Here is a 2,616-nt window from a genome sequence, read left to right as displayed (position 1 = left end):
TATCCCACCATAAAACAGCAATATCCCCATAATTACTTAAAATCTCTTTTACCTGCGGCACAGCAACACGATCAATATACTGATCAAAAGTTGCCGTTTCCTGCGCAGGATCCCAGTGTCCTTTATGTGCCAAGGTATAGGCATCAATCTTTGTGGAATCCGGGTTCGCCCAACCTTCACGCATTTCTTTTCTTGCAGCAGACCCACCAGGATTATTCCAGTCCTGCGCATGAGAATAGTAAAACCCCAATTTAACACCATACTTTTTACATGCTGCGGCTAAAGGCTTCAGTACATCTTTACCATAAGGTGTAGCATCAGCAATATTCCATTTACTGGCATTTGACTTGAATAAAGCAAAGCCATCGTGATGTTTTGCCGTAATCACAATATATTTCATACCAGCATCCTTAGCCATTTTAACCCAAAGATCTGCATCATACTGCGTTGGATTAAATTCTTTGGCTTTCGCCTGATACTCCGCTACCGGAATCTTCGAGCGGTTCATAATCCACTCTGCCCCGCCACGGGTCTGCTCATGACCATGGTATACACCTGCCCATTGTGCGTAAACACCCCAATGGATAAACATTCCAAAACGGGCCTCCCGCCACCACTTCATTCTTTCATCTTTAGAGAGTTTTGTCTGCGCAAAAGACGCCTGATTAAACATCAGAAACAACAGTAACAAGGAACTTATTCTTTTCATCATTGAAATATTATTTTGTTTTTTAATGGTAATGAAGCTATATTCTCTATAAAATTATTACTAAAGTCGGGTCTAAGCGACCAATCATTAGCCAATCATTCAACTATCCCGGCATTAAGGCACAGGGATCAGGTCTATCTCCAACAGCTTCATCACCTCTGTTGCAGAACTATCCAATGCCTTCAGACTCAGATGATGAAGCCCTGCTGCCAATTTTATTGTGCCAATTGATTCTGTAGCCGGCTCCATACTTTTTCCGGGTGCAGCGGTAGTCTTAACTAGGTTGGTATCATCCACAAGTAAAGCATACCTCACCGGATGATCATTTTCTGGAATGTATTTGATCCTGACTTTATAACTGGCTTCCGCATTGGTTTTAAATGTCCAGCGCACTTGTTGTTCTGGTTTTTTCCAACCAGTGATATAATACCTATTGGTTTTACCATCTCCAAAACCAAAGCCTTTTCCAATCAGTTCAGCATCAAAAGCCAGGAGCCTGGTTTCCATACCTTCAGAAGCGACAAGCCTAACCGGATCTGTTTTTAAGGCTCCTTTCAGGGGCAGCACAATCACTGTATTTAGCGTATCCGGCATTACCTTCGGCACTTCCAATTCTACTGTGCCACCTTTATGTACCATTTTCAATGTCTTTCTGGAAGCATCAGCGAGAAAATAGGGTTCTCCAACTGCACTTTCCAGCCCACCCAAAACAATTTTCCCATTCAATGGCCAGTTGAACACATGTAGATATACTTTGTCTTTTGCCAGCGTGGTTACCCCCCAGCTTTGCAGTGGTAAAGAAGTTTGACCAGCCTTATAGATACTTTCTCCATTTTGTTTGTTCCAGCGTGCAATACCAGCCAGTATTTCCGAATCTTTCTGATCAAATTTACCATTACCCATAGGGCCAATATTCAGCAATAAATTCCCTCCTCTGGAAACGGCATTGGCCAGTAACCGCACAAAGAAACCTACAGGCTTATGGCTATGGTCATTCCGGGAATAACCATATGACTCATTAGTGGTTGGAATCGCCTCCCAATCTCCGGTTACAGGTGCAAATTCCGCCGGCCTGTCGCCCGTATTTTTATAATCTCCAAAATTCGTATTCCCATTCCTGGCCAGCCTTCCGTTCACGACAACATTTGGATCCGCTTTTCTAATGGCCTCCAAAATGCGGAGATTTTCTGAAAAAGGAAGTTTATGTGGTGTATCAAACCACAAGATATCCGGATGATATTTACGGATCAGTTCCTGAATCTGAGGAATCGCCTTTTCATTAACATATTTAACCGCCTTAGGCAACCATTCCGGATGTTGATCGAACCAATTTGCACCACCAATCAACTGATCTCCCCCTGGATTGTGGTATTCCCAATCATTGCCAGGTGCATTAGGATCTTCCCAGTCAAAGGCATGTGAATAATAAAAACCAAATTTCATTCCATGCTTTTTTGCTGCTGCCGCCAGTTCGGCCATTGGATCTCTTTTAAATGGGGTCTGATGGGCCAGATCAAACTCGGAAACTGTCGAAGGATACATTGCAAACCCATCATGGTGTTTTGCTGTGATGATCATGTAGTTCATTCCGGCATTCTTGGCAGCCAGAACCCATTTTTCAGCATTGAACTGAACCGGATTAAAGGTATGCGCCAGATCCAGATAAGCTGCCCTCGACACTTTTTCTTTACGCATCAAATGCTCAGAATATCCGTTCACTGTTTTCCCTTTCCATACGCCACCCGCTTCAGAATAGACGCCCCAGTGGATAAACATGCCAAATTTAGCCTCCCTCCACCATTTGATCCGCTGATCATGAGTTTCCATAGAAGTTTTCCACCAACCATTCACTGCGCGGTCTATCTCAGACTGGTCCCTGGCTTGCGCCTTATTGAACATATCTTTAT

General features: G+C 43.5%; 2 protein-coding genes. Both read right to left on the bottom strand.

Annotation, left to right across the window (positions count from 1 at the left end; all coding sequences use genetic code 11):
• On the bottom strand, positions 1-709 hold a 709-nt coding region (locus tag VNZ46_RS09475), incomplete at its 3' end, for an alpha-L-fucosidase (RefSeq protein WP_414693479.1).
• Positions 710-823: 114 nt separating this feature from the next.
• A partial coding sequence (locus tag VNZ46_RS09470; protein ID WP_325559887.1) for an alpha-L-fucosidase occupies positions 824-2,616 on the bottom strand: 1,793 nt, incomplete at its 5' end.

It is taken from the genome of Pedobacter sp. (assembly GCF_035566355.1).
Lineage (GTDB): Bacteria > Bacteroidota > Bacteroidia > Sphingobacteriales > Sphingobacteriaceae > Pedobacter.
This window is presented reverse-complemented; position numbering and strand designations above follow the sequence as displayed.